This is a genomic window from Pseudomonas sp. TMW22089, assembly GCF_022496645.1.
Taxonomy (GTDB): domain Bacteria; phylum Pseudomonadota; class Gammaproteobacteria; order Pseudomonadales; family Pseudomonadaceae; genus Aquipseudomonas; species Aquipseudomonas paraversuta.
Genome location: NZ_SCFG01000001.1, coordinates 167,685 through 191,166, shown reverse-complemented (window position 1 = coordinate 191,166; position 23,482 = coordinate 167,685). Strand labels below are relative to the sequence as shown.

Genomic DNA, 23,482 nt, shown 5'->3' with positions numbered 1-23,482 from the left:
CCATGCCTGAGGCGTTACCCCATCACCGGAATAAAGCATCGATCTCCATGCTGCAACGCACCACTCTGCTCGTCCTGCCCGTGCTCCTTCTGGGCTGCGTCACACCAGCGCCCGCGCCGCCGGAACTGGACACAAGTGTCTTTGAAACAACTGAATACCTCGCACAGAAAGCCCTGCCGGTGGTCAAGGCCTCGACGCTCTATGCCCGGGGCGGCACCGGCCAGAACGTCAAGGTTGCCTTGATTGACTCGGGCATGAACGACACCCTTTCCGAGTTCCGGGGGCGTATTGCCGACCTCGGCCATGACTTTGTGCGCAAGCAACCGGGCACCGTCGACATCAAGGGCCACGGCACACAAATGGCCGGCATTATCGCCGCCAACAAAGACGACAAAGGCATGCATGGCATTGCCTTCAACGCCCAACTGATCCCCATGCGCTTTGGCGACGACAAGGAGCCGTTCTATTTCGACGCTGAAATTGCCCGGGCGTGGCAACTCAGCCATGACAAGGGCGCACAAATCATCAGCAACTCATGGGCCAACCCGATTGAAGCCAACACCAATGAAGCCATTATTTATGAACGCCTGATGGGCGACTCCCTGGCGGCTGCCAAAAAGCTGGTGGCGGACGGCGCCGTCTTGGTGTTTTCCACCGGTAACGAAGTCAAGCGCGAACCCCTCGCCGAACCGGGCCTGCCCGCGCTGTACCCCGAACTGGAACCCGGCTGGATTGCGGTAATGGCCCTCAAGAGCGACGGCACTGCCATCAACCAGAAATCCAACTACTGCGGTCTGGCAGCACGCTGGTGTATTGCAGTACCCGGGGGCGACAGCGGGGATGGCTTGCTCACCACACGCGAGGACGGCAGCTATGGACCGACTATCGGAACCTCTCCTGCCGCGGCGCTGGTCAGCGGCGCCTTGGCAGCCCTGCAAAGCCGTTACCCGCAGATGACCCCGCAACAGTTGCGCGAGCGCTTGCTCAGCACGGCCAATCGCAGCGGCATCTATGCCAACAGCGAAGCTTACGGGCAAGGCTTGATGGATCTGGAGGCCGCTTCGCGTCCCGCCCCCGGCCAGTAAAGTGAGGACGTCGGCCCACTGGCTAAAGACCCATGGGCCTGCGTACCGTCTTGAGGTATTTTGCTGCTCACCCAAAGCCGATCTCGCCCAAACTGCCATACGGAGACTGCCGCCATGAAACTCGCCGCCGACCTGCCAGATAACCCGACCTTGCGCGAGCTGGTGCAACTGCTGCATGAAGAAATCGGCCTGCCGGAACACAAGACTGTCAGCCTGAAGACATCGATCAACCTTGACCTGGGCTGTAACGGCAGCGACGCCCTGCATTTGATGGAAGTCCTCGAGGAGCACTTCGGTCTGGACCTGGCGGACTACGATGCCTACCGCTATTTCCAGCCGGCAGGCAACGATCCGCATTTCAAGCGCGATGCCAAGGGCCGGGGCAATAAAGTGCCCCTGACCATCGGCATGCTGTACGCGGCGATAAACAGCGGGCAGTGGGACACGCACACCCTGGAAGGCTAAATTCCAGGCAGAAAAAAGCCGCCCTTGCAGGCGGCTTTTTCGTGGATCAAACAGCTGACCGCAAGCTTACAGCTTAGGGCCGGCAGCCTTGATCGCGTCGCTGACGTCGAACTTCTTGAAGTTCTCTACGAACAGGCCGGCCAGGGCTTTGGCAGCTTCGTCGTAGGCAGCTTTGTCAGCCCAGGTGTTACGCGGGTTGAGCAGCTCGGTGTCAACGCCCGGTACGGTCAATGGCACGTCGAGGTTGATGGTGTCCAGGTGCTCGGTTTCTGCACCGATCAGAGCGCCGCTCTGGATTGCTGCAATCACGCCGCGGGTAGTCGGGATGTTGAAACGCTTGCCAACGCCGTAGCCGCCGCCGGTCCAGCCGGTGTTAACCAGGTAAACCTTGGAGCCGAAGCCACGGATGCGCTTGATCAGCAGCTCTGCGTATTCGCCAGCCGGACGCGGGAAGAACGGTGCGCCGAAGCAGGTGGAGAAAGTCGACTTGATGCCGCTGCCCGAACCCATTTCAGTCGAGCCCACCAGCGCGGTGTAGCCGGACAGGAAGTGGTAAGCCGCCTGCTCTTCGCTGAGGATCGAAACCGGAGGCAGTACGCCAGTCAGGTCGCAGGTCAGGAAGATCACAGCGTTTGGCTCGCCGCCCAGGTTCTTCTCGGAACGCTTGGCAACGTGCTCCAGCGGGTAGGCTGCACGGCTGTTCTGGGTCAGGCTGACGTCGGCATAGTCAGGGTGCTTGGCGTCGTCGATGACAACGTTTTCCAGCACCGCACCGTGCTTGATGGCTTTCCAGATAACCGGCTCGTTCTTCTCGGACAGGTCGATGCACTTGGCATAGCAACCGCCTTCGATGTTGAACACCACGCCTTCGCCCCAGCCGTGTTCGTCGTCACCGATCAGGTAACGGCTTTCATCGGCGGACAGGGTGGTTTTACCGGTACCGGACAGGCCGAAGAACAGAGTCACGTCGCCTGCTTCACCGATGTTGGCGGCGCAGTGCATCGGCAGCACGTCGGCAGCCGGCAACAGGAAGTTCTGTACCGAGAACATGGCTTTCTTCATTTCACCGGCGTAACGCATACCGGCGATCAGCACTTTTTTCTGGGCGAAGTTGAGGATCACGCAACCGTCGGAGTTGGTGCCGTCACGCTCTGGCACGCATTCGAAGTTGGCCACATTGAGCACTTGCCATTCTTCACGACCGGCCGGGTTGTACTGAGCCGGGTTGATGAACAGGCAACGACCGAACAGGTTCTGCCAGGCAGTCTGGGTGGTCATCTTCACGGCCAGGTAGTGGTCTTCGGAAGCACCTACATGAACGTGGGAAACGAAGTGTTCCTGCGCATTGTTGAACGCCTCGACGCGGTCCCACAGAGCATCGAACTTGTCAGCCGGGAACTTGCGGTTGATCGCGCCCCAGGCAATGGCAGCCTGAGTAGTCGGCTCTTCAACAATGAAGCGGTCAGCTGGCGAACGGCCTGTACGGTGGCCTGTTTTAACTACCAGTGCGCCATTGTCGGCAAGCTCGCCTTCACCACGGCTCAGGGCTTCTTTGACCAGATCGTCGATGCTCAGATCGGTGTACACGGCGTTATTAGCTTGCGTCATGAGGTTCCCCGTCGGCCATTGGCCGAGTGCGCCAAACGTTTTGTAGTAGAAAAGTTTGCACTACTACCGCGAAAAAAGTGGGGCGGATTATGCCAGAAATGCCCAAAAAAAGTAGGGCCCACCTGTCAGAACCGCGCAAGAACGGGGTTTGACAGGTGTTTCACCTGGGCTGAAACGTTTTAGTGATGAGTGTCGGAAGGCGACTTTACACCGGCACCGGAGAACAATTGGTCCACATCGGCAGCATCGAACAGGTAGCGCTCATTGCAGAACTGGCAGTCGATTTCGATATGGCCGCCATGTTCGGTGACCAGATTCTGCGCATCTTCAAGACCCAGGCTGGTCAATGCAGTGCCCGAGCGCTCACGGGAGCAGCTGCATTTGAAAACAACGGTTTCGTCGTCAAACAGGCGCACGGTTTCTTCGTGGTACAGGCGATGCAGGATGGTTTCGTTGTCCAGACTCAACAATTCTTCAGCCTTGAGGGTATCGCCCAGCGCCAGCAATGTGTTCCAGCTGTCTACGCGCTCATCTTCATCTTTGGTTTTGTCGGCCGGTAGTTGCTGCAGGAACATGCCGCGGGCACGTTTACCATCCGCGACCAGCCAGAAGCGGGTCGGCACTTGCTCGGACATGACAAAGTAGTTGGTGAAACAGTCCGCCAGGGTTTCGCCGTTCAGATCCACAATGCCCTGGTAACGCTTGCCAACGGTCGGATCGATAGTAATGGCCAGTACGCCGTTGGGCAGCAGGTCTGCAAGGGTCGCATCCGGGGCAATCCGCTCGGCGTCGAAACGGGCAATACCGCGAATTTCACGGTCGCTGGTGCACTCGATCATCAGCAGTGGTACCGGACCTTCAGAGCGCGCCTGCAGGCTCAGAAGACCATCGATTTTCTGGTTGCCCACCAGCAACGCAGCCGCTGCCATCAGCTCACCCAGCAACTGCTGGACCGGCAGCGGATAATTATGTTTGGCCAGCACTTCAGCGTAACTGTGCTCCAGCGAAGCCAGCTCGCCGCGGGCATCACAGGTGTCGAACATGAAGCGTTGGGTGGCATCGGTTTTGTTTAAGTCGGACATAGGAATAAGATTCTAAAAGTGGTTACTAAATGTGTTCGAGCCTGTAAACAGACTGCAGATATTAAGGCTAATAGCCCTATATGGCGTCACACATGAATGGTTACAAGCCCCCGGCTAGCCAGACACGACGCACGGTCGGTGAGCCATTGACGGCCAGGCAGCCCTTGGGGGAGCCCGGCTCCCACAAGGGTTGATATAGGGCACAGAGCTAATCCGCGGCGCCAGAATCATGAAACTGATGCAACTGGCGGCGTTGTTTCTTGGTTGGTTTACCATCGCTGATAATGCCCATCGCCCCCGATTTTCGCATCGCTGCCAGGCTTTCGCGCTTGGCAATGCTCTGCCCGGTTTCGGCGTACAGCAGTTGCGCTTCAGGAGCGCCGCGGCGCACCACCGACAAGGCTTTGACCTCCACAGTACGCTCTTCGAGCCCTACACGGATTTGCAGCTCGTCGCCAATCCGTGGCTCTTTGCTCGGTTTGCAGCGCTCACCACGGCAGTGCACCTTGCCGCTCTCAATGGCGGTCTTGGCCAATGCACGGGTCTTGTAAAAACGTGCAGCCCATAGCCACTTGTCCAGACGGACCTTGTCGTCCTCTTCCTGTTTCTGCGCCATTGGAACCCCCTTCACCAGATATTCGGAACTGTACTACGTCTTTTGATGATCCAAAGAAGGAACCCGCTCGATAGAATTCCGTCTGCTGCAATACCTGTGCTGAAAACACAGCACAGCGTACGCGCAGATAACTGTCGCCATTTACCGGATATTCTGCGTGAATACCGACTTTATGCTTTCGAATCGGCGTTCGCCGATTGTTTTACCTGCAGGGTCTGCCCTGCGGCCTGGATACGTTAATCGCCGGTTACTTATATTGAAGACTTTTGACCATTTGACCGTTGTCGGTCTGCGCGAGTGGGTGGCGCTTCCCGATCTGGGAGTCGCGGGCCTGCGGGCGAAAATCGACACCGGTGCCAGTACCTCCAGCCTGCACGCCACTGAAATCGAGCCGTTTGTGCGTGATGGTGTCGAGTGGGTACGTTTCAATGCCCATTTGGGAACGCTGGTACAACTACGCCACCGCCGGTGCGAAGCGCCGCTGGTGGCGATAAAAACCATTAAAAGCTCCAACGGCCATACCCAGGTGCGTTATGTGATCCGCACCGGCCTGGCACTGGGTGATCGGGTGTGGTCGGTGGAGTTCACCCTCGCCTGCCGCAAATCCATGCGTTACCGCTTGCTGCTGGGCTCAAAAGCGCTGATCGACGGCCAGTTGGTGGTCAATCCAGAGCTTAAATACGTACAAGACAAGCCGGTGTTTCCGGTCACTACTACCTCTGCCACAGGTGTTGCATGAAGATCGCTGTGCTGTCGCGTAACCCGCGTCTGTATTCCACTCGTCGTCTGGTTGAAGCCGGTATCGCACGAGGCCATGAAATGGTAGTGATCGATACCCTGCGCGCCTATATGAACATTGCCAGTCATAAGCCGCAGATCCATTACCGTGGCAAGCCGCTGGAAGGCTTTGATGCGGTGATCCCGCGCATTGGTGCGTCAGTCACGTTTTATGGCTGCGCGGTATTGCGCCAGTTCGAAATGATGGGGGTTTTCCCGCTCAACGAATCGGTGGCAATCGCCCGCTCGCGAGACAAGTTGCGCTCGCTGCAACTGTTGTCGCGCCGCGGCCTGGGCTTGCCGGTGACAGGCTTTGCCCACTCGCCGGATGATATTCCGGACCTGATCGAGATGGTCAATGGTGCACCGCTGGTGATCAAGGTCCTGGAAGGCACCCAGGGTATCGGCGTGGTGTTGTGTGAAACCGCCACCGCGGCCGAGTCTGTGATCGAGGCTTTCATGGGCCTCAAACAGAACATCATGGTGCAGGAGTACATCAAGGAAGCCGGCGGTGCGGATATCCGCTGCTTCGTGGTGGGTGACAAGGTGATTGCGGCCATGAAGCGCCAGGCCAAGCCCGGTGAATTCCGCTCCAACCTGCACCGCGGAGGCAGTGCCAGCCTGATCAAGATCACCCCGCAAGAACGCATGACCGCCATTCGTGCGGCCAAGGTCATGGGGTTGAGTGTGGCCGGGGTCGATATCCTGCGCTCCAACCACGGCCCGCTGGTGCTGGAGGTGAATTCCTCGCCCGGGCTGGAGGGGATCGAAACCACCACCGGCAAGGATGTGGCCGGGCTTATCATTGAGCATCTGGAAAAAAACAGCACGCCCCACATGACCCGGACCAAAGGGAAAGGTTGAAAGCAGCCACCCCTGACAACTCTGCAGGAGCGAGCTTGCTCGCGAGCGGTTAGAAGCTCGCGAGCAAGCTCGCTCCTGCAGACAGGTCGAAGGCTTTAAACCGCCCCTCTGGGCAACATCAGGCCCAGCGGCAATCGCACCCGGGCCTCAAGGCCTCCGCCGGCACGGTTACGCAGTTCAACATTGCCACCGTGCATGGAGGCGATGCGCTTGACGATGGCAAGGCCCAAACCTGTCCCCTTGCCGCCACGCGCACGGTCACCGCGGATAAACGGATTGAAGATGTCTTCAAGCTCTGAAGGGTCGATGCCCGCCCCCCGGTCCATCACACTCAGCACCACATACGGCGCACTGGTGTCGCCGGAGACGTAGGCGGCCACTTCCACGTTATCTCCCGCATGGTGCAAGGCATTGCCGATCAGGTTATTGAGCAAGCGCTTCATCGAGACCCGACGCAGCGCAAACGGCTGAATCGGCTGCAGGCGCAAACTCACTTGATGTTCGTTCTGGTTGTAAGGCGCCACGACTTCGCGAATCAGTTCACACAAATCGACCTCTTCGACCGGCTCGTCGCGCCCGTCACGGATAAAGGCCAGGAACTGATCAAGAATCGCGTCCATATCTTCAATGTCGCGCACCATGTCGTCGGACAGGTCGCTGTGGTTGCCCATCAGCTCCAGAGACAGGCGCAAGCGGGTCAACGGCGTTCGCAGGTCGTGGGACACCCCGGCGAGCATCAGTTCGCGTTCACGGCCAGCCTGCTCCACATCTTCTGCCATTTGATTGAAGGCGCTGTACACCTCGGTCATTTCGCTCGGTGTATCACTGATCGGCAGCCGCACACTGCGCCCCTGCCCCAGTTGCCGGGCGGCATAAACCAGACGCTTGAGCGGCTGGTTGAGCTGACTGACGAATATCCATGCCGACGCCGTCGATAGCAGGCCGATGGCCAGGAACCAGCCCAGCACACTCCAGATTTTCTGTCCGCGTAACGGATGCGGGTACAGCGGCACTTTCAGCCAGCCATCGCCAAGGCTCGGGGCACGTACCCACAACGCGGGCGGCGCATGCATGCGCAAGCGAACTTCGGTATCGGCACCCAGCTCTGCCTGCATCTGGCGCTCATAAATCTCACTGTACGGCCAGTGCTGCTCGCCTTCAGGTACGCCACCGCCGACCACCCGGATCAAACCGGCCGCATCGGCAATTTTTTCGCGATTTTCTTCATCGGCAGCCCAATAAGCGCGCAGGGTCAAAGCCACGCCATGGCTGTACTGGCGGTCGACCAGCATGTCTTCGTTCATCAGCAGATAAACCAGGGTCAGGGCCTTGGAGAACAGTACGACAATGAGGACCAGCCACAGGGTGCGGGAGAAAAAACTTTGGGGGAACCACAGAGGGGTTTTCATAGACAGCCGTCTTAACACTTTGCAGGAGCGAGTTGTGAGGCTCGCAAAATTTGGAATCGCGAGCCTTCGGGCATCCGGGTACCGGAAAGGCTCGCTCCTACAAATGATCCGTCACTTGGTCGCGTTGCCGTCCGGCACGAACACATAGCCTACGCCCCAGACAGTCTGGATATAGCGCGGTTTGGACGGGTCAGGTTCGATCATGCGGCGCAAGCGGGAAATCTGAACGTCGATGGAACGCTCCAGGGCATCCCATTCACGGCCACGGGCCAGGTTCATCAGCTTGTCGCGGGTCAACGGCTCGCGGGCATGCATGACCAGCGCTTTAAGCACGGCGAACTCGCCGGTGGTGAGCATGTGAACTTCATCGCCACGCTTGAGCTCGCGGGTTGCCAGCGACAACTCGTAATCACCGAAGGTAACGCTTTCGTCTTCGCTGCCCGGTGCACCCGGTACCGGCGCTGCCTGACGACGCAATACCGCACGCACCCGCGCCATCAGCTCGTCAGGGTTGAACGGCTTGGCCAGATAATCGTCCGCGCCCAGTTCCAGGCCCTTGATGCGGCTCAGTTCGTCACCTTTGGCGGTCAGCATGATGATCGGCACACGGTTGCCCGCAGCACGCAGGCGGCGGCAAGCGGACAGCCCGTCTTCACCGGGCAGCATCAGGTCCAGCACCACCAGGTTGAATACCTCGCGGGCCAGCAAACGGTCCATTTGTTCCACGTTCGGCACAGCGCGGGCGCGATAGCCCTTGCTGACGAAGAAACGTTCCAGCAGGCTGCTCAGCCCCGGATCGTCGTCAACGATGAGAATTTTTTCGCCTTCTGCCGCTTGTGCAATGCTGCTCATTAGATGCTCCTGTGATCTCGGCGCGCATTATGGCTTAGCTGCTGTCATGCGCATGGAGTGCATTGTTAGCAGATTTTTCCTCCGCGAACAGCACGCAGACCAATGTGCGCCGTAGCGTAGCCCCCTGAATTCGGGAACGCTGGTTATAATGCGCCGCCTTTTGTGTCGGGCAACCTTGGATTTTCAAAGATCGCGCCAGAATTTATTTTTTCAAGTCCTGGCGTAATGTGCTGATTTCGCGGGTCAACAGGCCGCCCTTTTGGCCCAGGCAGCGGCCCCGTTAAGGTCGCTCAACCAGCCTCGCAAGCCAAGAAACCCGGGCATGCGAGCCTGCTTCACAATTTGTCAGGTGGTTTTATGGACAGCATCAACAGCCGCATCGCCGAAGAACTTGGCGTGCGCCCGCAGCAGGTCGAAGCGGCCGTCGCGCTTCTGGATGAAGGCTCCACCGTACCCTTCATTTCCCGCTACCGTAAGGAAGTGACCGGCAGCCTGGATGACACCCAGTTACGTCATCTGGAAGAACGCCTGCGCTACCTGCGTGAACTCGACGAACGGCGTATCAGCATCCTCGCCAGCATCGAAGAACAAGGCAAATTAACCCCGGAACTGGCCCGCGACATCAAACTCGCCGAGACCAAGACCCGCCTTGAAGACCTGTACCTGCCGTACAAACAGAAGCGCCGCACCAAGGGTCAGATCGCCCTGGAAGCGGGCCTGGGTGAACTGGCAGACGGCCTGTTCAACGACCCGACACAAACCCCTGAAATCGAAGCAGCACGTTTTGTCGATGCTGAAAAAGGCGTGGCAGACGTCAAGGCCGCACTCGACGGCGCCAAGTACATCCTCATGGAGCGCTTCGCCGAAGACGCCAGCCTGCTGGATAAACTGCGCAGTTTCCTGAAACAGGAAGCGATCCTCAGCGCCCGGGTGATTCCCGGCAAAGAAGAGGAAGGCGCCAAGTTCCGCGATTACTTCGAACACGACGAGCCGCTCAAAAGCATGCCGTCGCACCGCGCGCTGGCGATTTTCCGTGGCCGCAACGAAGGCATTCTCAGCTCCTCGCTTAAAGTCGGCGAAGAGCTGCCGGGCACCATGCACCCCGGCGAAATGATGATCAGCGAGCGTTTCGGCCTGCAAAACCAGAACCGCCCGGCTGACAAATGGCTGGGCGAAGTGGTGCGCTGGACCTGGAAGGTCAAGCTTTACACCCACCTTGAAACCGACCTGCTGGGTGAGTTGCGCGACGGGGCAGAAACCGAAGCCATCAACGTGTTCGCCCACAACCTGCATGACTTGCTGCTGGCCGCACCTGCCGGCCCGCGCGCAACCCTGGGCCTGGACCCGGGCCTGCGTACCGGCTGCAAGATTGCCGTGGTCGATGCCACCGGCAAAATGCTCGAATACGCCACCGTGTACCCGCACGTGCCGCACAACAAGTGGGATCAAACCATCGCCGTCATGGCCGCCCTGTGCGCCAAGCACTCGGTCGAACTGATCGCCATCGGTAACGGTACCGCCAGCCGCGAAAGCGACAAGCTGGTGATTGACCTGATCAAAAAATACCCGGCCCTGAAAGTCACCAAAGTGATGGTGTCTGAAGCCGGTGCTTCGGTGTACTCGGCGTCAGAACTGGCCGCCAAGGAATTCCCCGACCTCGACGTATCGATCCGTGGCGCGGTGTCGATTGCCCGCCGCCTGCAGGATCCGCTGGCAGAGCTGGTGAAAATCGATCCTAAATCCATCGGTGTCGGCCAGTACCAGCACGACGTATCCCAGCTCAAGCTGGCACGCGGCCTGGACGCCGTGGTTGAAGACTGCGTAAACGCCGTGGGCGTTGACGTGAACACCGCATCGGTGGCGCTGCTGGCCCGCATCTCGGGGCTCAATGCCACACTGGCGCAAAACATCGTCAGCCATCGCGATGAAAACGGCGCATTCAAAACCCGCGCGGCACTGAAAAAAGTCAGCCGTCTGGGCGAAAAAACCTTCGAACAGGCTGCCGGTTTCCTACGGGTAATGAATGGCGACAACCCGCTGGACGCTTCTGCGGTTCACCCCGAGGCCTACCCGCTGGTCAAGCGCATTGCCTCGGACACCGAGCGCGACATTCGCTCGCTGATCGGCGACGCGAGCTTTCTCAAGCGTCTTGATCCGAAGAAATTCACTGACGAAACCTTCGGCCTGCCGACCGTCACCGACATTCTCCAGGAGCTGGAGAAACCTGGCCGCGATCCGCGTCCCGAGTTCAAGACTGCCGAGTTCCAGGAAGGCGTCGAAGACCTCAAGGACCTGCAACTGGGGATGATTCTGGAAGGCGTGGTGACCAACGTGACCAACTTCGGTGCCTTCGTCGATATCGGCGTCCATCAGGACGGCCTGGTGCATATTTCGGCCCTGTCCGAGAAATTCATCAAGGACCCGCGTGAAGCCGTAAAAGCCGGTGACGTGGTCAAGGTCAAGGTCATGGAAATCGACATTCCACGTAAACGCGTGGGTCTGTCGATGCGCATGAGCGACACCCCCGGCGAGAAGATCGACGGGGCTCGTGGCGCGCGTCCGGGTTCGGCACCGCGCCAGCAAAACACTGCGCCGCGTAAGGAAACCGTGGCTGCGGCCCCGGCCAATAACGCGATGGCATCGCTGTTTGCCAACGCCAAACAGCTGAAAAAACGCCCATGACGCTCCCCGACGGCCTGACCCAAAGCGCCTTCAGCGAGCTGATCGGTTGCCGCGTGCAGTCGGTGCAAGATGGTATTGCGCAGGTTGCACTAAGCCTGGAACCGCAACTGCGCAACCGGGGCGGCAAACTGCACGGCGGGGTTTTGTTCAGCCTGGTGGATATCAGCATGGGGCTGGCGTGTTCCAGCGTCCATGGCTTTGACCAGCAGAGCGTGACCATCGAGTGCAAAATCAACTACATCCGGGCAGTGTCCGAAGGCGAAGTACTGTGCATCGCCAAAGTCATTCACCCCGGAAGGCGCACCCTGGTCGTCGAGGCAGACGTGCTGCAAGGCGACAAACTGGTGGCGAAAGCCCAAGGCACCTTCGCCGTCCTGTAGCCGCCGGCAGGTGAATTGAGTTAATTTCGGCGCTGCAAGGGGCAACAGGCCCTGATGCAGTGCCGGAATTCGCTTGAAGCGCCGGGACCGAAACAAAGACGGGCGACACATTACAAGCCAGGCGACAACGCCAGTTTCAACTTCACCCTTGTAGACCGTCCTGACCACCCCCATATTGGGGCGACTGACGCGTGAAGGAATCCAACTTGAGCCAACTTCTCAACCGCCGCCTGGCTCTGCTCAGCGAGCGCGCTAACCTCTCACTGCTGGAGCAGTGCCTGCACGGTATCGAGCGCGAATGCCTGCGCGTTACGGCCAATGCCCGCCTGGCGCAGACCCCGCACCCCGAAGAACTGGGCTCGGCACTGACCAACGATCAAATCACCACCGACTATTCCGAGTCGCTGCTGGAGTTCATCACCCCGGCCCTGCCTGATCCGGCAGAGACGCTGGCCAGCCTCGACAAGATTCACCGTTTTGCCTACAGCAAACTCGGCAACGAGTACCTGTGGAGTCCTTCGATGCCGTGCCCGTTGCCGGCCGAAGAAGATATTCCGATTGCCTACTACGGCACCTCCAACATCGGACAGCTCAAGTATGTGTACCGCAAGGGCCTGGCCCTGCGTTACGGCAAGACCATGCAGTGCATCGCCGGCATTCATTACAACTTCTCCCTGCCTGAAACACTGTGGCCGGTGCTGATGAAGGATGAAGGCTTTGTTGGCACCGATCGCGACTACCAGTCCAACGCCTACATCGCGTTGATTCGTAATTTCCGTCGTTACAACTGGCTGCTGATGTACCTGTTTGGCGCTTCCCCTGCGCTGGATGCGGGTTTCCTGCGCGGCCGTTCCCATCAGCTGGAACAGCTGGATGCCGATACGCTGTACCTGCCCTACGCCACCAGCCTGCGCATGAGCGACCTGGGTTACCAGAGCAACGCCCAGGCCGGTCTGACGCCCTGCTACAACGACCTCAACAGCTACACCGACAGCCTGCGCAAAGCTGTGGCCACGCCTTACGCGCCCTATGTCGAGATCGGCACCCACAAAGATGGCGAATGGGTGCAGCTCAATACCAACATCCTGCAAATCGAAAACGAGTACTACTCCAACATCCGCCCCAAGCGCGTGACCTACACCGGCGAACGGCCGATTCAGGCCCTGGTGTCCCGTGGCGTGCAGTATGTTGAAGTGCGCTTGCTCGACATCAACCCGTTCCTGCCCGTGGGCATCGATTTGCCTGAAGCACGTTTTCTGGATGCGTTCCTGCTGTATTGCGCGTTCCAGGAAAGCCCGCAATTCGACAATACGACCTGCAGTGATTGCTCATCGAACTTCCTCAGCGTGGTCAAGGAAGGTCGCCGTCCGGGCCTGCAATTGCAGCGCAATGGCCAGCCGGTCGACATGAAGGAATGGGCGGCAGAACTGCTGGAACAGATTGCGCCACTGGCCGCACTGCTCGATGCAAGCCATGGCGGCGACGCCCACAGCAAGGCGCTGGACGAACAGCTGGCGAAGGTCAATGACGTGTCACTGACGCCTTCAGCCAAAGTCCTGGCCAGCATGATCGAGCACAAGGAAAGCTTCTCCCAGTTCTCGATGCGCCAAAGCCTGGCCCATGCCGAGTTCTTCCGTAACGAACCGCTGAGTGCTGAAGATCAGGCTGCATTCGAAGAAAAGGCCCGCAGTTCGCTGGTACAGCAAACCGAACTGGAACAGAACGAAGTCGGGGATTTTGATTTGTTCGTCGCCTCGTATCAGGCGAGCATTCTGGCAATAAGTAACTAAAAGCCCTTACTCGGCCCTGTCCTTTGACACGGGGCCGGGGTGAGGGAGCGCGGGTTACAGCGCCTTCTCGAATATCTTGGAATTACGCTGAAAGTTGTACAGCGACGCACGCGCTGCCGGCAGTCGCTCGACGCTGCTCGGCTCAAAGCCACGTTCGCGGAACCAGTGGGCCGTGCGGGTGGTCAGCACGAACAGGGTTTTTAGCCCCTGGGCCCGGGCACGGTTTTCGATGCGTTCCAGCAGCTCGTCACCACGACGGCCATGGCGATACTCAGGATTCACCGCCAGACACGCCAGCTCCCCCGCATCCGAATCGGCAATCTGATACAGCGCCGCACAGGCGATGATCATGCCTTCACGCTCAACCACACTGAACTGCTCGATCTCGCGCTCCAGCACTTCGCGCGAGCGGCGTACCAGAATGCCCTGCTCTTCCAGCGGGCTGATCAGGTCGAGCAAACCACCCACGTCTTCAATCGCCGCTTCGCGGGTCACTTCGAATTGTTCCTGGGCCACCAGCGTACCGCCGCCGTGACGGGTAAACAGTTCGGTCAGCAACGCGCCATCTTCGGCGTAGCTGACGATATGGCTACGGGCCACGCCGCCACTGCAGGCCTCGGCAGCCGCCTCCAGCAGCTCGGCCTGATAATCGCTACCCAGACGCTTCATGTGCGCCGGTACCTGTTGCGGACGCAACTCACGGACCAGATGCCCGGTCTCGTCGAGCAGGCCCGATTCGGCACCGAACAACAGCAGCTTGTCAGCCCCCAGGTCGATAGCGGCGCGGGTAGCGACGTCTTCGCAAGCCAGGTTGAAAATCTCCCCTGTCGGCGAGTAGCCCAACGGTGACAACAGCACGATCGAGCGCTCGTCCAGCAGGCGGTTGATGCCCTTGCGGTCGACCCGGCGCACTTCGCCGGTGTGATGATAATCCACACCCTCGAGCACACCGATCGGGCGCGCCGTGACCAGGTTGCCGCTCGCCACCCGCAGGCGTGAACCCTGCATCGGCGAAGAGGCCATGTCCATCGACAGGCGCGCTTCAATGGCAATTCGCAGCTGGCCGACGGCGTCGATTACACACTCCAGGGTCGGCGCATCGGTAATGCGCATGCCTTGGTGGTAACGCGGCACCAGGCCACGGGCTTCAAGCCGGCTTTCGATTTGCGGGCGCGAGCCATGGACCAGCACCAGCCGCACGCCCAGGCTGTGCAACAGCACCAGGTCGTGAACTATGTTGCCAAAATTGGAATGCGCCACACCGTCGCCGGGGAGCATGACGACGAATGTGCAGTCGCGGTGAGCATTGATGTAAGGGGAAGCATGACGCAGCCAGTTAACGTAATCGTGCATAACCAGAGCCTGTAAAAAAATGAGCAGCCTGAAAAGGGCAAAAACAGCGAACGCACAACGGGCTGGTGGTTATCGTCGAAACATACTTGGCAACACGCGTGTTCTCCTTGTGTATGGAAATGGCGAGAAGCTGGCTTGCCAGCCCCCACCTTTTTGCTAGGTCAGGCAATAGTGTCCGATCAGCTGACTCAATAGACGAACTGTCGGCTGCAAACGTGACATTTCCAGGTGTTCTCCCGGTTGATGGGCGCAGGCGATGTCGCCGGGGCCCAGCACTATGGTTTCGCAGCCAAGTTGCTGAAGATAAGGCGCTTCGGTACCAAACGCCACTGCTTGCGCGCGATGCCCGGTGAGGCGCTCGGCTACCCGCACCAATTCAGCGTCGGCAGCCTGTTCAAATGGCGGCACACCACCGGCAATCGGCGCGAAGTCGATCTGCACTTGATGCCGCTCCGCCAATGGCTGCAGCTTGCTGCGAATGATTGCCCGCAGCTCGTTCGGGTTCATGCCCGGTAAAGGCCGCAGGTCAAACTCCAGCGAACACTGACCGCAAATCCGGTTGGGATTGTCGCCACCGTGAATGCAGCCAAAGTTCAGGGTCGGTTGCGGCACGCTGAACTGCGGGTTGCGAAACTCGTTGAGCCATTGCTGGCGCAGGCCTTTAAGCTCGCTGATGGCATCGTGCATGGCTTCCAGCGCACTGTGGCCCAGGTCAGGGTCCGATGAATGGCCGCTGCGCCCCAGAATATCGATGCGTTCCATCATCACGCCCTTGTGCATGCGGATCGGCTTGAGCCCGGTAGGCTCCCCGATCACGGCAGCGCGCCCGAGGGGACGTCCGGCTTCGACCAATGCCCGGGCGCCTGCCATCGACGTTTCTTCGTCGCACGTGACCAAAATCAGCAGTGGCTGTTTGAACGGCTGATCAAGCAGCGGACGTACAGCCTCGATCACCAGCGCAAAAAAACCTTTCATGTCACAACTGCCAAGGCCTACCCAGCGATTGTCGACTTCCGTCAGCTTCAGTGGATCGGTCTGCCACAGCGCTTCGTCGTAGGGCACGGTGTCGCTATGCCCCGCCAGTACCAGCCCGCCGGGGCCGCTGCCAAAGCTGGCGAGCAAATTGAACTTGCCCGGATTGACCTGCTGGATATCGCAGTTGAAACCCAGCTCGGCGAGCCAGGTCGCCAGCAAGTCGATCACCCCTCGATTGGATTGATCCAGATGGGGCTGGGTGCAACTGACCGACGCGGTGCCGATCAAGGCAGCGAACTGCTCTTTCATGGAAGGTAAAGGCATGCGCTGACTTCCTGTTGGCTGGGCGAGGCCCATCATAGAGCCATCCAGCAGGCAGAATAAACCCGTGCGACGCGCCGGGGCGGCTTGTCCTGTACACTGCACGGCCTTGGCAGCCACACTTTTCCCGGCTGCGCACCGATCCTGGATTTTCCGGCCATGCAAAAAGAAACTGAAATCAAACTCCGCGTCAGCCGCGAAACCCTCGCCGCCTTGCGCGAGCACCCACTGCTGAAAAAGCGCAACAAAAGTGGCTGGGAAAGCCGTGAGTTGTTGAACCAGTACTTCGACACGCCTGAGCGCGACCTGGCCAAGGCCAAGGTTGCCCTGCGCCTGCGCCGTGATGGCGAAGAAGTTATCCAGACCCTCAAGACCCGCGGCCAGAGCATTGCCGGGCTGTCGGAGCGTAACGAATACGACTGGAAGCTGGCGAAAGCCAAGCTCGACACCAAAAAACTCGACGGCGAATGCTGGCCCGAAGAGTTGGCCGAGCTGGACAAGAAAACCCTGAAACCGATCTTCACCACAGATTTTGTCCGCGAACGCGCTGAAATTTCCTGGGGCCGCGGCAAAGCCAAGGTCGTGATCGAAGCGGCGCTGGACTTCGGCCATGTGATTGCCGGCAAGCAGAAAGAAGAAATCTGCGAGCTGGAACTCGAACTGCGCGAAGGCGAGCCGGCTGCATTGCTGGAACTGGCAGCCGAGCTGGCCGAGAAGCTGGCCCTGATGCCATGCGACATCAGCAAGGCAGAACGCGGCTATCGCCTGTTCGACGCCAACAGCTATGCCGTCAGCCTGCCGACACCTGTTCTGACCCCGCAAACACCGCTGGACGACGCCTTTGCTGCGCTGGCCTGGCACCTGTTGGGCAGCAGCCAGCGTCTGGCCGAGCAGTACCGTTTCAATGGCCACTGGCGTTTGCTGCAAGACTGGGTTCAGCAACTGACTGACCTGCGGGCACTGGTCAGCAGCCTGGGTCAGGCCGCACCACGTCAGTCCACCAGCGCGTTGCGTGCCGAACTCGATGCCTTGCTTGAAGACTGGCGCCCGCTGGTACAAATCGGCCAGGACGACGAAGACGTGCGTAAAGCCGCGCCGGAGCAGTTCCTGGAAGAGCTGGAAGATCCACGCTGGGGTCAGTTCTCGCTGAACACCTCGCGCTGGTTGATGGCCCGCAGCTGGACCATTGATCGCGGCACAACCCGTGGCAATCGCCAGGGTGCTGCGCAGCTGGCCAGCTGGTTGCCGCGTCTGCTGTCGGACGAAGCCATCGCCCTGCGTCTGAACCGCTACCAGCAACAACCCGAAGATCTGGCCGAGCAACTGCCACGCATCGAACGGATTCAGGCATGGCTGCGCCTGGCGCGTAACGTGCTGGAAATCCCGGAAATCGATCGTTTGTACGGCGAAATGAACAAACTGCAGGAACTGGCCAACCAGCCAATCTCTGAAGATGCCGAGAGCAACGACTTGCTGCTCAACGCTCGCAAGCAGCAAGCGATTGCGGTGTACCAGAACCGCGCCTGGAAAACCCTGCTGCGCGGCTAAGTACCCGGCCTCTGCAGGAGCGAGCTTGCTCGCTCCTGCAGCTGCAGCCCTACTTCGTGCCTTTGGGCATGTCCGCGTCAGGGGCACGCCAGATCAGCCGTGTGGTGTCATAGCCCTGTTGTTGAGCCTTGTTCAGCAACTCCTCACGGGTTTGCTGATCGATCTGCGACTTGCGTGACAGCAGCCACAAATAACGCCGGTCCGGATTACCCACCAGCGCCGTGCTGTAGCCATCCCCCAGGTACAACACCCAGTAATCGCCCTTGGTCACCCCCGGCAGCAGGGATGACACCCAGTTGTCGAACTCGACCCACAGCTTGTCGGTTTTCCCCGCAACCTGGGGCGTCGCTGTGCCCGTGGCTTCTTCCCACTTGCCTTCTGCAGTCCGGCAACGGTTCAGTACTGCAACGTTACCGTCCGGCTTGAGACTGTAGTGCGCCTCGGATTGTGCACAGTTGCGCTGGAAGAACATCGGCAACCTTGCCTGTTCGTACCAGGTGCCCTGATAACGCTTGAGATCGACGCTTTCGACGGTTTTGGGGGCCAGCGAATCAGTGTCGGAAGTGGCGCATCCGGCCAACAGCAGCGCAGCGCCGAGCGAAGCTAAAAGACCTTTCATCGCAAACGCTCCTTAGTCCTTACTTCAGACCCTGACCCGAGAAGATCAGTACTTTATCGCCCGCATATTGCACGCTGATAAAGCTGGTCTTGTCACCCCAGGTGCAGCTCGACATACCCAGTGCACCGGAACAATCGGTCGGGCTACCCAAGAGTTTTTCGACCTCGGCCTTGGTCATGCCGGCCGACAGTTTTGCGTAATTTTCCTGATTGACCTTGCTGCATGCCGCCAGCAAAACGCAGAACGACAACATCGCCAAAGAACACAACTTCATGGAAAAGCTCCTGATTGAGAAAGTCGGCCGAGCCGCCTGATGCAAGCTTAGAAGAGAAAAGTGCGGGGTGGTTCCCGGAGGGCGGGGGATTTGTTCCAGGGCCGGAAACAACTGTAGGAGCGAGCTTGCTCGCGAGCTGTTTTGAAAAGCTCGCGAGCAGGCTCGCTCCTACAGGAGGGTAACGCGGGGTTTTACTTGGCGTGGTACGAGGTCACGCGCGCCACTTCTTCTTTCGAACCCAGGAACACTGCTACACGCTGGTGCAAGCCTTCCGGCTGGATGTCGAGGATGCGCTGGTGGCCGTCAGTGGACGCACCACCCGCCTGCTCCACCAGGAACGACATCGGGTTGGCTTCGTACATCAGACGCAATTTACCCGGCTTGGACGGCTCGCGGCTGTCGCGCGGGTACATGAACAGACCGCCACGGGTCAGGATCCGGTGTACGTCGGCAACCATCGCGGCAACCCAGCGCATGTTGTAGTTCTTTTCCAGCGGCCCTTCTTCGCCAGCCAGCAACTCGTCGACGTAGCGCTGTACCGGAGCTTCCCAGTGACGCTGGTTGGACATGTTGATGGCGAATTCCTGAGTGGTTTCAGGAATGGTGATGTCTTCGTGGGTCAGCACGAAGCTGCCCATTTCGCGATCCAGAGTGAAGCCTTTGACGCCGTCACCCAGGGTCAGTACCAGCATGGTCTGAGGGCCGTAAATGGCATAACCGGCCGCTACCTGCTGTGTTCCTGGCTGCAGGAAGGCCTTTTCATTCAAAGGCTCGTTCTGGGTCAGATATTCGTTCGGGCAACGCAGTACCGAGAAGATAGTGCCGACCGGCGCGTTGATGTCGATGTTCGACGAACCGTCCAGCGGGTCGAAAACCAGCAGGTAGGCGCCTTTCGGGTATTTGCCCGGAATCTGGTAGGCATTGTCCATTTCTTCGGACGCCATGCCGGCCAGGTGACCGCCCCATTCGTTGGCTTCGAGCAGGATTTCGTTGGAAATCACGTCGAGTTTCTTCTGCACTTCACCTTGTACGTTTTCAGTGCCCATGCTGCCCAGAACACCACCCAGGGCGCCTTTGGACACGGCGTGGTTGATCTCTTTGCAAGCACGCGCCACCACTTCGATGAGGAAACGCAAATCAGCAGGAGTGTTGTTGCTGCGGGTCTGCTCGATCAAATAGCGACTCAGGGTAACGCGGGACATGTAAGGCTCCGAACAATGGGGAGGGGGCGAAAAACCCGCGCAGTTTAACGCGTGTTGCCGTGCAAATCTTCTAATCAGACTCAGAACCGGCCGAGCGGGTTCAGCTGAATCCTTAAATCAGGCAAAAATCTGTAGCCGCTGCCGCAGGCTGCGATACGTCCCGCAGGGGCCTGGCTCTTGAAAGCACGGGCCCGGCGGTCTCGATCGCAGCCTGCGGCAGCGACTGCAAGCGCTCTACATGGCTTTCCAGATTTCAGTCGCATATTCGCGAATGGTCCGGTCCGAGGAGAACCAACCCATGCGCGCGGTGTTCAGTACCGCCTTGCGCCACCAGGCGTCCGTGTCATGCCACAGGGTTTCGACCCGCATCTGGGCCGCCCAGTACGCATCGAAATCGGCACAGACCAGAAACCGGTCGTAATCAATCAGCGAATCGACAAAACCGGTGTATCGCGCCGGGTCATCGTGGGAGAAGACCCCGCCGCGTATGGCCTGCAATACATCATCAAGTCGATGTGAGGCTGCAATATCGGGCCCGGCGTGAAACTCGCCATTACGCTTGCGGGCTTCGACCTGCTCCGCACTGAGGCCGAAAATAAACATGTTATCGGCCCCCACCCGTTCGCACATTTCCACGTTGGCTCCGTCCATGGTGCCGATGGTCAGCGCCCCGTTGAGACCGAACTTCATATTGCTGGTGCCCGATGCCTCATAGCCCGCAGTGGATATCTGCTCGGACAAGTCAGCTGCCGGAATGATGCTCTCGGCCAGGCTGACGTTGTAGTTGGGGATAAATACCACTTTGAGCAGGCCGCGCACGGTCGGGTCGTTGTTCACAGTACGGGCAATATCATTGGCCAGTTTAATGATGAGCTTGGCCTGCTCATAACTGGCCGCCGCCTTGCCCGCGAAAATCTTGACCCGGGGTACCCAGTGGTTGCCCGGTTCGGCACGAATGGCCTGGTACAGCGCAACGGTGTGCAACAGGTTGAGCAGTTGGCGCTTGTACTCGTGAATCCGTTTGACCTGAACATCGAACATCGCTTCAGGATTGACCACCACCCCCAGCCGCTCATATATGAGCGCTGCCAACGTGCATTTGCTTTGCAGACGCTGCTCGGCGAATTGCTTGCGAAAATCTGCGCGCTCGGCAAAAGGCTCCAGCTTGATCAGCTTGTGCTCGGTTTCATCGAGGACATCAGGCCCCAGCGCGTTAACCAGCATCACGGTCAATGGCGGATTGGCCTGAAACAGCCAGCGGCGGAAGGTAACGCCATTGGTCTTGTTGTTGATCCGGTCCGGGTAAAGCTTGTGCAACTCGGAGAACACCGTGCTGCGCATCAACTGCGTGTGCAGCCCGGAAACGCCGTTGACACTGTGGGAACCGAGAAACGCCAGATTGCCCATCCGCACCCGGCGGCCATGCTCTTCTTCAATAAGGGACACGGCACGCAGCACATCGAAATCATGCACCCCCTGGTTGCGCAGTGAGTCGATGTGATAGCCGTTGATCAAGTAGATGATCTGCATATGACGCGGCAACATGCGCTCCATCAACCCCACAGGCCAGGTTTCAAGCGCTTCGGGGAGCAGGGTGTGATTGGTGTACGACAAGGTATCGACGGTGACTTTCCAGGCCGTCGGCCACTCGATGCCGTGTTCATCAACCAGGATGCGCATCAGTTCCGCAACAGCGATCGAGGGATGGGTGTCGTTGAGCTGGATGGAAACATGCTCGGCCAGATTCAGCAGCGTGTCGTGAACGTGCAGGTGTCTGCGCAACAGATCCTGCAGCGAAGCCGAGACGAAGAAAAACTCCTGGCGCAAGCGCAGCTCCTGCCCGGCCTCGTTGCTGTCTGCCGGATACAGCACACGGGAGATGCTTTCGGCACGCACCACCTCGGCCACTGCCCCCAAATGGTCACCGGCATTGAAACGCCCCAGGTTCAAGTCATGCAGGGCCCTGGCCCGCCACAGGCGCAAGGTGTTGACACTGGCACCGCGCCAGCCGACGACGGGTGTGTCATAGGCGATGGCCCGCACCGTCTCGCTGGGTTCCCAGACCTGGCGTGACTGGCCGTGTTCATCCTGCCGGGTTTCAACCGCTCCGCCAAAACCTATCAAGTACGTCACTTCGGCGCGCTCAAACTCCCACGGGTTGCCGAAGTCCAGCCAGTTCTCGGTTTGCTCTTGCTGCCAGCCGTCGACGATGCTCTGGCGGAACAGTCCGTGTTCATAACGGATGCCGTAGCCGTGGGCGGCAACGCTCAGGGTGGACATGCTTTCCATGAAACAGGCAGCCAGCCGGCCCAGCCCGCCGTTGCCAAGCGCCGCATCGGGCTCCAGCAGGCGGATACGTTCCAGATCGACCCCAAGCCCGGTCATCGCCTCACGCGCCACCTCCAGCAGCCCCAGATTGTTCAGGCTGTCATAAAGCAGGCGACCGATCAGAAACTCCAGCGACAGGTAATACACCCGCTTCTGATCCTTGCGATAAATCTGCCGCGTGTGGTCCATCCAGTGCTCGACCATATGGTCGCGGGCAGCCAGTGCAATGGCTTCAAACCAGTCATGGTCAAACGCGTGTTCCGGGTCCTTGCCCACCGCGTAAGTCAGTTTGGCTACTACGGCGGCCCGAAAAGCCGCCACCTGTGCGTCACGAACAAGCGGTTCCTGGGGCATCGATACAACCTCGAGCGAGATGGAGCGATTTGAAGAACGGGTGGATTCAGCCTAGACCTTTCGACAGGAACTAAACGCTTTGATTCGGGCTTTTATGGCGGTTTCCATAAAAAAAACTGACGAAATGAACATTGCCCCAAAACGATGCGCATACGAGAAAGGGCGCCTTAAAACATGGCCCTGATCGAAAAACCGGCAAATGGTTGTTCACAGATTCACCAACCCCGGTATGATCGCGCGCCCTGATGCACGCCGGAAAACAAGCCTGATGAAGTCCAACCTGATCGCCGCCGCGGAAATCGACCGTATCGATACCTGGGCCAAATACTCCGCGCCCATGTGCGGCTCCTGCATTTCCAGCTGCTGCACGCTGCCGGTGGAGGTCAAGATCAAAGACCTGATCCGTATCGGCATCGTCGATGAGTTCGAGATGGGCGATCCGCCGAAGAACATCGCCAAGCGCCTGCAGAAAGAAGGGATCGTGGAGCGCTTCAACCAGAAGTCCGGGATTTTCACCCTGCAGCGCATGAGCAATAACGACTGCCTGTACCTGGATCGCAAGTCGCGCATGTGCACCATTTACGAAAAGCGCCCGGACACTTGCCGCAATCACCCGCGGATAGGCCCGCGCCCGGGTTATTGCGCCTATGTGCCCAAAGCGGTTGAACGCAAAAACAGCAGCGAGAAGCTGATGGTGTTTTGACCCGAAGGGGCGGCTTGCGGCGATGATAATCCTGCAACCTGCCCCATCGCTGGCAAGCCAGCTCCCACAAGGCCTGCACAGCACCCATTACCTGTGGGAGCCGGCTGCCGGCGATGATGATCCTGCAACCTGCCCCATCCCTGGCCTGCACTGCACTGCACTGCACCTACTATCTGTGGGAGCCGGCTTGCCGGC

The 23,482-nt window shown here is 59.2% G+C and carries 20 protein-coding genes; 9 read left to right on the top strand and 11 right to left on the bottom strand.

Annotation, left to right across the window (positions count from 1 at the left end):
• Nucleotides 1-47: 47 nt before the first annotated feature.
• A complete protein-coding gene (locus EQV90_RS00920) occupies nt 48-1,085 on the top strand; it encodes a S8 family peptidase (protein WP_240877707.1) in 1,038 nt (345 codons plus the stop codon).
• Between the two features lie 114 nt (nt 1,086-1,199).
• A complete protein-coding gene (locus EQV90_RS00915) occupies nt 1,200-1,550 on the top strand; it encodes a DUF1493 family protein (protein ID WP_003438683.1) in 351 nt (116 codons plus the stop codon).
• A gap of 66 nt (nt 1,551-1,616) precedes the next feature.
• Here the strand turns inward: EQV90_RS00915 and EQV90_RS00910 are convergent, their stop codons facing one another.
• The 3 genes from EQV90_RS00910 to EQV90_RS00900 all read right to left on the bottom strand — a co-directional run bounded on the left by EQV90_RS00910 (nt 1,617) and on the right by EQV90_RS00900 (nt 4,856).
• Nucleotides 1,617-3,158 (bottom strand): phosphoenolpyruvate carboxykinase, encoded by a 1,542-nt coding sequence (locus tag EQV90_RS00910; RefSeq protein WP_003438681.1) that lies wholly within the window; start codon nt 3,156-3,158, stop codon nt 1,617-1,619.
• A 179-nt stretch (nt 3,159-3,337) separates the two neighbouring features.
• Entirely contained in the window at nt 3,338-4,240 is a 903-nt protein-coding gene (gene hslO / locus EQV90_RS00905) for an Hsp33 family molecular chaperone HslO (RefSeq protein WP_003438680.1), read from the bottom strand.
• 208 nt (nt 4,241-4,448) lie between these two features.
• Nucleotides 4,449-4,856 carry a S4 domain-containing protein gene (locus EQV90_RS00900; RefSeq protein ID WP_003438678.1) on the bottom strand — a complete coding sequence of 136 codons (408 nt, stop codon included), beginning with the start codon at nt 4,854-4,856 and terminating at the stop codon, nt 4,449-4,451.
• Between the two features lie 256 nt (nt 4,857-5,112).
• Here EQV90_RS00900 and EQV90_RS00895 point away from each other — a divergent pair, with 256 nt between their 5' ends.
• Nucleotides 5,113-5,595, top strand: a complete 483-nt coding sequence (locus EQV90_RS00895) for an ATP-dependent zinc protease (protein WP_003438674.1) — start codon at nt 5,113-5,115, stop codon at nt 5,593-5,595.
• Nucleotides 5,592-6,497 carry a 30S ribosomal protein S6--L-glutamate ligase gene (gene rimK / locus EQV90_RS00890; protein WP_003438671.1) on the top strand — a complete coding sequence of 302 codons (906 nt, stop codon included), beginning with the start codon at nt 5,592-5,594 and terminating at the stop codon, nt 6,495-6,497. The genes EQV90_RS00895 and rimK overlap by 4 nt, the downstream gene beginning before the upstream one ends.
• A 95-nt stretch (nt 6,498-6,592) precedes the next feature.
• On the opposite strand, the gene EQV90_RS00885 is transcribed toward rimK, so the two are convergent.
• Nucleotides 6,593-7,906, bottom strand: coding sequence for an ATP-binding protein (locus EQV90_RS00885; RefSeq protein ID WP_003438670.1), 1,314 nt, complete (start codon nt 7,904-7,906; stop codon nt 6,593-6,595).
• Nucleotides 7,907-8,017: 111 nt separating this feature from the next.
• Nucleotides 8,018-8,758, bottom strand: a complete 741-nt coding sequence (gene ompR, locus EQV90_RS00880) for a two-component system response regulator OmpR (RefSeq protein WP_003438667.1) — start codon at nt 8,756-8,758, stop codon at nt 8,018-8,020.
• 357 nt (nt 8,759-9,115) lie between these two features.
• Between ompR and EQV90_RS00875 the strand changes: the two genes are divergently transcribed.
• The 3 genes from EQV90_RS00875 to gshA all read left to right on the top strand — a co-directional run bounded on the left by EQV90_RS00875 (nt 9,116) and on the right by gshA (nt 13,610).
• Nucleotides 9,116-11,440 carry a Tex family protein gene (locus tag EQV90_RS00875; protein WP_003438664.1) on the top strand — a complete coding sequence of 775 codons (2,325 nt, stop codon included), beginning with the start codon at nt 9,116-9,118 and terminating at the stop codon, nt 11,438-11,440.
• On the top strand, nt 11,437-11,820 hold the full coding sequence (locus EQV90_RS00870; RefSeq protein WP_003438660.1) for a PaaI family thioesterase: 384 nt from the start codon (nt 11,437-11,439) through the stop codon (nt 11,818-11,820). Before EQV90_RS00875 ends, EQV90_RS00870 begins: the two co-directional genes overlap by 4 nt.
• A gap of 206 nt (nt 11,821-12,026) precedes the next feature.
• On the top strand, nt 12,027-13,610 hold the full coding sequence (gene gshA, locus EQV90_RS00865) for a glutamate--cysteine ligase (RefSeq protein WP_010656312.1): 1,584 nt from the start codon (nt 12,027-12,029) through the stop codon (nt 13,608-13,610).
• A 54-nt stretch (nt 13,611-13,664) separates the two neighbouring features.
• On the opposite strand, the gene argA is transcribed toward gshA, so the two are convergent.
• Both argA and argE read right to left on the bottom strand, forming a co-directional pair.
• Nucleotides 13,665-14,963: an amino-acid N-acetyltransferase gene (gene argA / locus EQV90_RS00860; protein WP_003438654.1), complete on the bottom strand. Its 1,299-nt coding sequence runs from the start codon at nt 14,961-14,963 to the stop codon at nt 13,665-13,667.
• Between the two features lie 156 nt (nt 14,964-15,119).
• Nucleotides 15,120-16,262: an acetylornithine deacetylase gene (gene argE / locus EQV90_RS00855; protein ID WP_003438651.1), complete on the bottom strand. Its 1,143-nt coding sequence runs from the start codon at nt 16,260-16,262 to the stop codon at nt 15,120-15,122.
• A 156-nt stretch (nt 16,263-16,418) separates the two neighbouring features.
• Here argE and EQV90_RS00850 point away from each other — a divergent pair, with 156 nt between their 5' ends.
• Entirely contained in the window at nt 16,419-17,807 is a 1,389-nt protein-coding gene (locus EQV90_RS00850; RefSeq protein ID WP_240877640.1) for a CYTH domain-containing protein, read from the top strand.
• 49 nt (nt 17,808-17,856) lie between these two features.
• On the opposite strand, the gene EQV90_RS00845 is transcribed toward EQV90_RS00850, so the two are convergent.
• From EQV90_RS00845 to EQV90_RS00830, 4 genes are all read right to left on the bottom strand, one after another.
• On the bottom strand, nt 17,857-18,426 hold the full coding sequence (locus EQV90_RS00845) for a lipocalin family protein (protein ID WP_240877639.1): 570 nt from the start codon (nt 18,424-18,426) through the stop codon (nt 17,857-17,859).
• A gap of 19 nt (nt 18,427-18,445) precedes the next feature.
• A complete protein-coding gene (gene bamE, locus EQV90_RS00840) occupies nt 18,446-18,700 on the bottom strand; it encodes an outer membrane protein assembly factor BamE (protein ID WP_240877638.1) in 255 nt (84 codons plus the stop codon).
• A 191-nt stretch (nt 18,701-18,891) separates the two neighbouring features.
• Entirely contained in the window at nt 18,892-19,902 is a 1,011-nt protein-coding gene (locus tag EQV90_RS00835) for a class 1 fructose-bisphosphatase (RefSeq protein WP_003438633.1), read from the bottom strand.
• Nucleotides 19,903-20,136: 234 nt separating this feature from the next.
• On the bottom strand, nt 20,137-22,584 hold the full coding sequence (locus tag EQV90_RS00830; RefSeq protein WP_003438630.1) for a glycogen/starch/alpha-glucan phosphorylase: 2,448 nt from the start codon (nt 22,582-22,584) through the stop codon (nt 20,137-20,139).
• 265 nt (nt 22,585-22,849) lie between these two features.
• Here EQV90_RS00830 and EQV90_RS00825 point away from each other — a divergent pair, with 265 nt between their 5' ends.
• The gene (locus EQV90_RS00825; protein WP_029612548.1) at nt 22,850-23,287 is read left to right on the top strand and encodes a YkgJ family cysteine cluster protein; all 438 of its coding nucleotides are present in this window, start codon (nt 22,850-22,852) and stop codon (nt 23,285-23,287) included.
• The last annotated feature ends 195 nt before the right edge of the window (nt 23,288-23,482 follow it).

Excerpts from the sequence above, each read along its gene's own strand:
- EQV90_RS00920 (WP_240877707.1), top strand. The coding sequence starts at position 48 with ATGCTGCAACGCACCACTCTGCTCGTCCTGCCCGTGCTCCTTCTGGGC.
- EQV90_RS00885 (WP_003438670.1), bottom strand. The coding sequence starts at position 7,906 with ATGAAAACCCCTCTGTGGTTCCCCCAAAGTTTTTTCTCCCGCACCCTG.
- EQV90_RS00870 (WP_003438660.1), top strand. The coding sequence starts at position 11,437 with ATGACGCTCCCCGACGGCCTGACCCAAAGCGCCTTCAGCGAGCTGATC.
- EQV90_RS00830 (WP_003438630.1), bottom strand. The coding sequence starts at position 22,584 with ATGCCCCAGGAACCGCTTGTTCGTGACGCACAGGTGGCGGCTTTTCGG.
- EQV90_RS00910 (WP_003438681.1), bottom strand. The coding sequence starts at position 3,158 with ATGACGCAAGCTAATAACGCCGTGTACACCGATCTGAGCATCGACGAT.
- EQV90_RS00850 (WP_240877640.1), top strand. The coding sequence starts at position 16,419 with ATGCAAAAAGAAACTGAAATCAAACTCCGCGTCAGCCGCGAAACCCTC.
- argA (WP_003438654.1), bottom strand. The coding sequence starts at position 14,963 with ATGCACGATTACGTTAACTGGCTGCGTCATGCTTCCCCTTACATCAAT.
- EQV90_RS00900 (WP_003438678.1), bottom strand. The coding sequence starts at position 4,856 with ATGGCGCAGAAACAGGAAGAGGACGACAAGGTCCGTCTGGACAAGTGG.
- EQV90_RS00875 (WP_003438664.1), top strand. The coding sequence starts at position 9,116 with ATGGACAGCATCAACAGCCGCATCGCCGAAGAACTTGGCGTGCGCCCG.
- hslO (WP_003438680.1), bottom strand. The coding sequence starts at position 4,240 with ATGTCCGACTTAAACAAAACCGATGCCACCCAACGCTTCATGTTCGAC.
- rimK (WP_003438671.1), top strand. The coding sequence starts at position 5,592 with ATGAAGATCGCTGTGCTGTCGCGTAACCCGCGTCTGTATTCCACTCGT.
- EQV90_RS00835 (WP_003438633.1), bottom strand. The coding sequence starts at position 19,902 with ATGTCCCGCGTTACCCTGAGTCGCTATTTGATCGAGCAGACCCGCAGC.
- argE (WP_003438651.1), bottom strand. The coding sequence starts at position 16,262 with ATGCCTTTACCTTCCATGAAAGAGCAGTTCGCTGCCTTGATCGGCACC.
- bamE (WP_240877638.1), bottom strand. The coding sequence starts at position 18,700 with ATGAAGTTGTGTTCTTTGGCGATGTTGTCGTTCTGCGTTTTGCTGGCG.
- ompR (WP_003438667.1), bottom strand. The coding sequence starts at position 8,758 with ATGAGCAGCATTGCACAAGCGGCAGAAGGCGAAAAAATTCTCATCGTT.
- EQV90_RS00845 (WP_240877639.1), bottom strand. The coding sequence starts at position 18,426 with ATGAAAGGTCTTTTAGCTTCGCTCGGCGCTGCGCTGCTGTTGGCCGGA.
- EQV90_RS00915 (WP_003438683.1), top strand. The coding sequence starts at position 1,200 with ATGAAACTCGCCGCCGACCTGCCAGATAACCCGACCTTGCGCGAGCTG.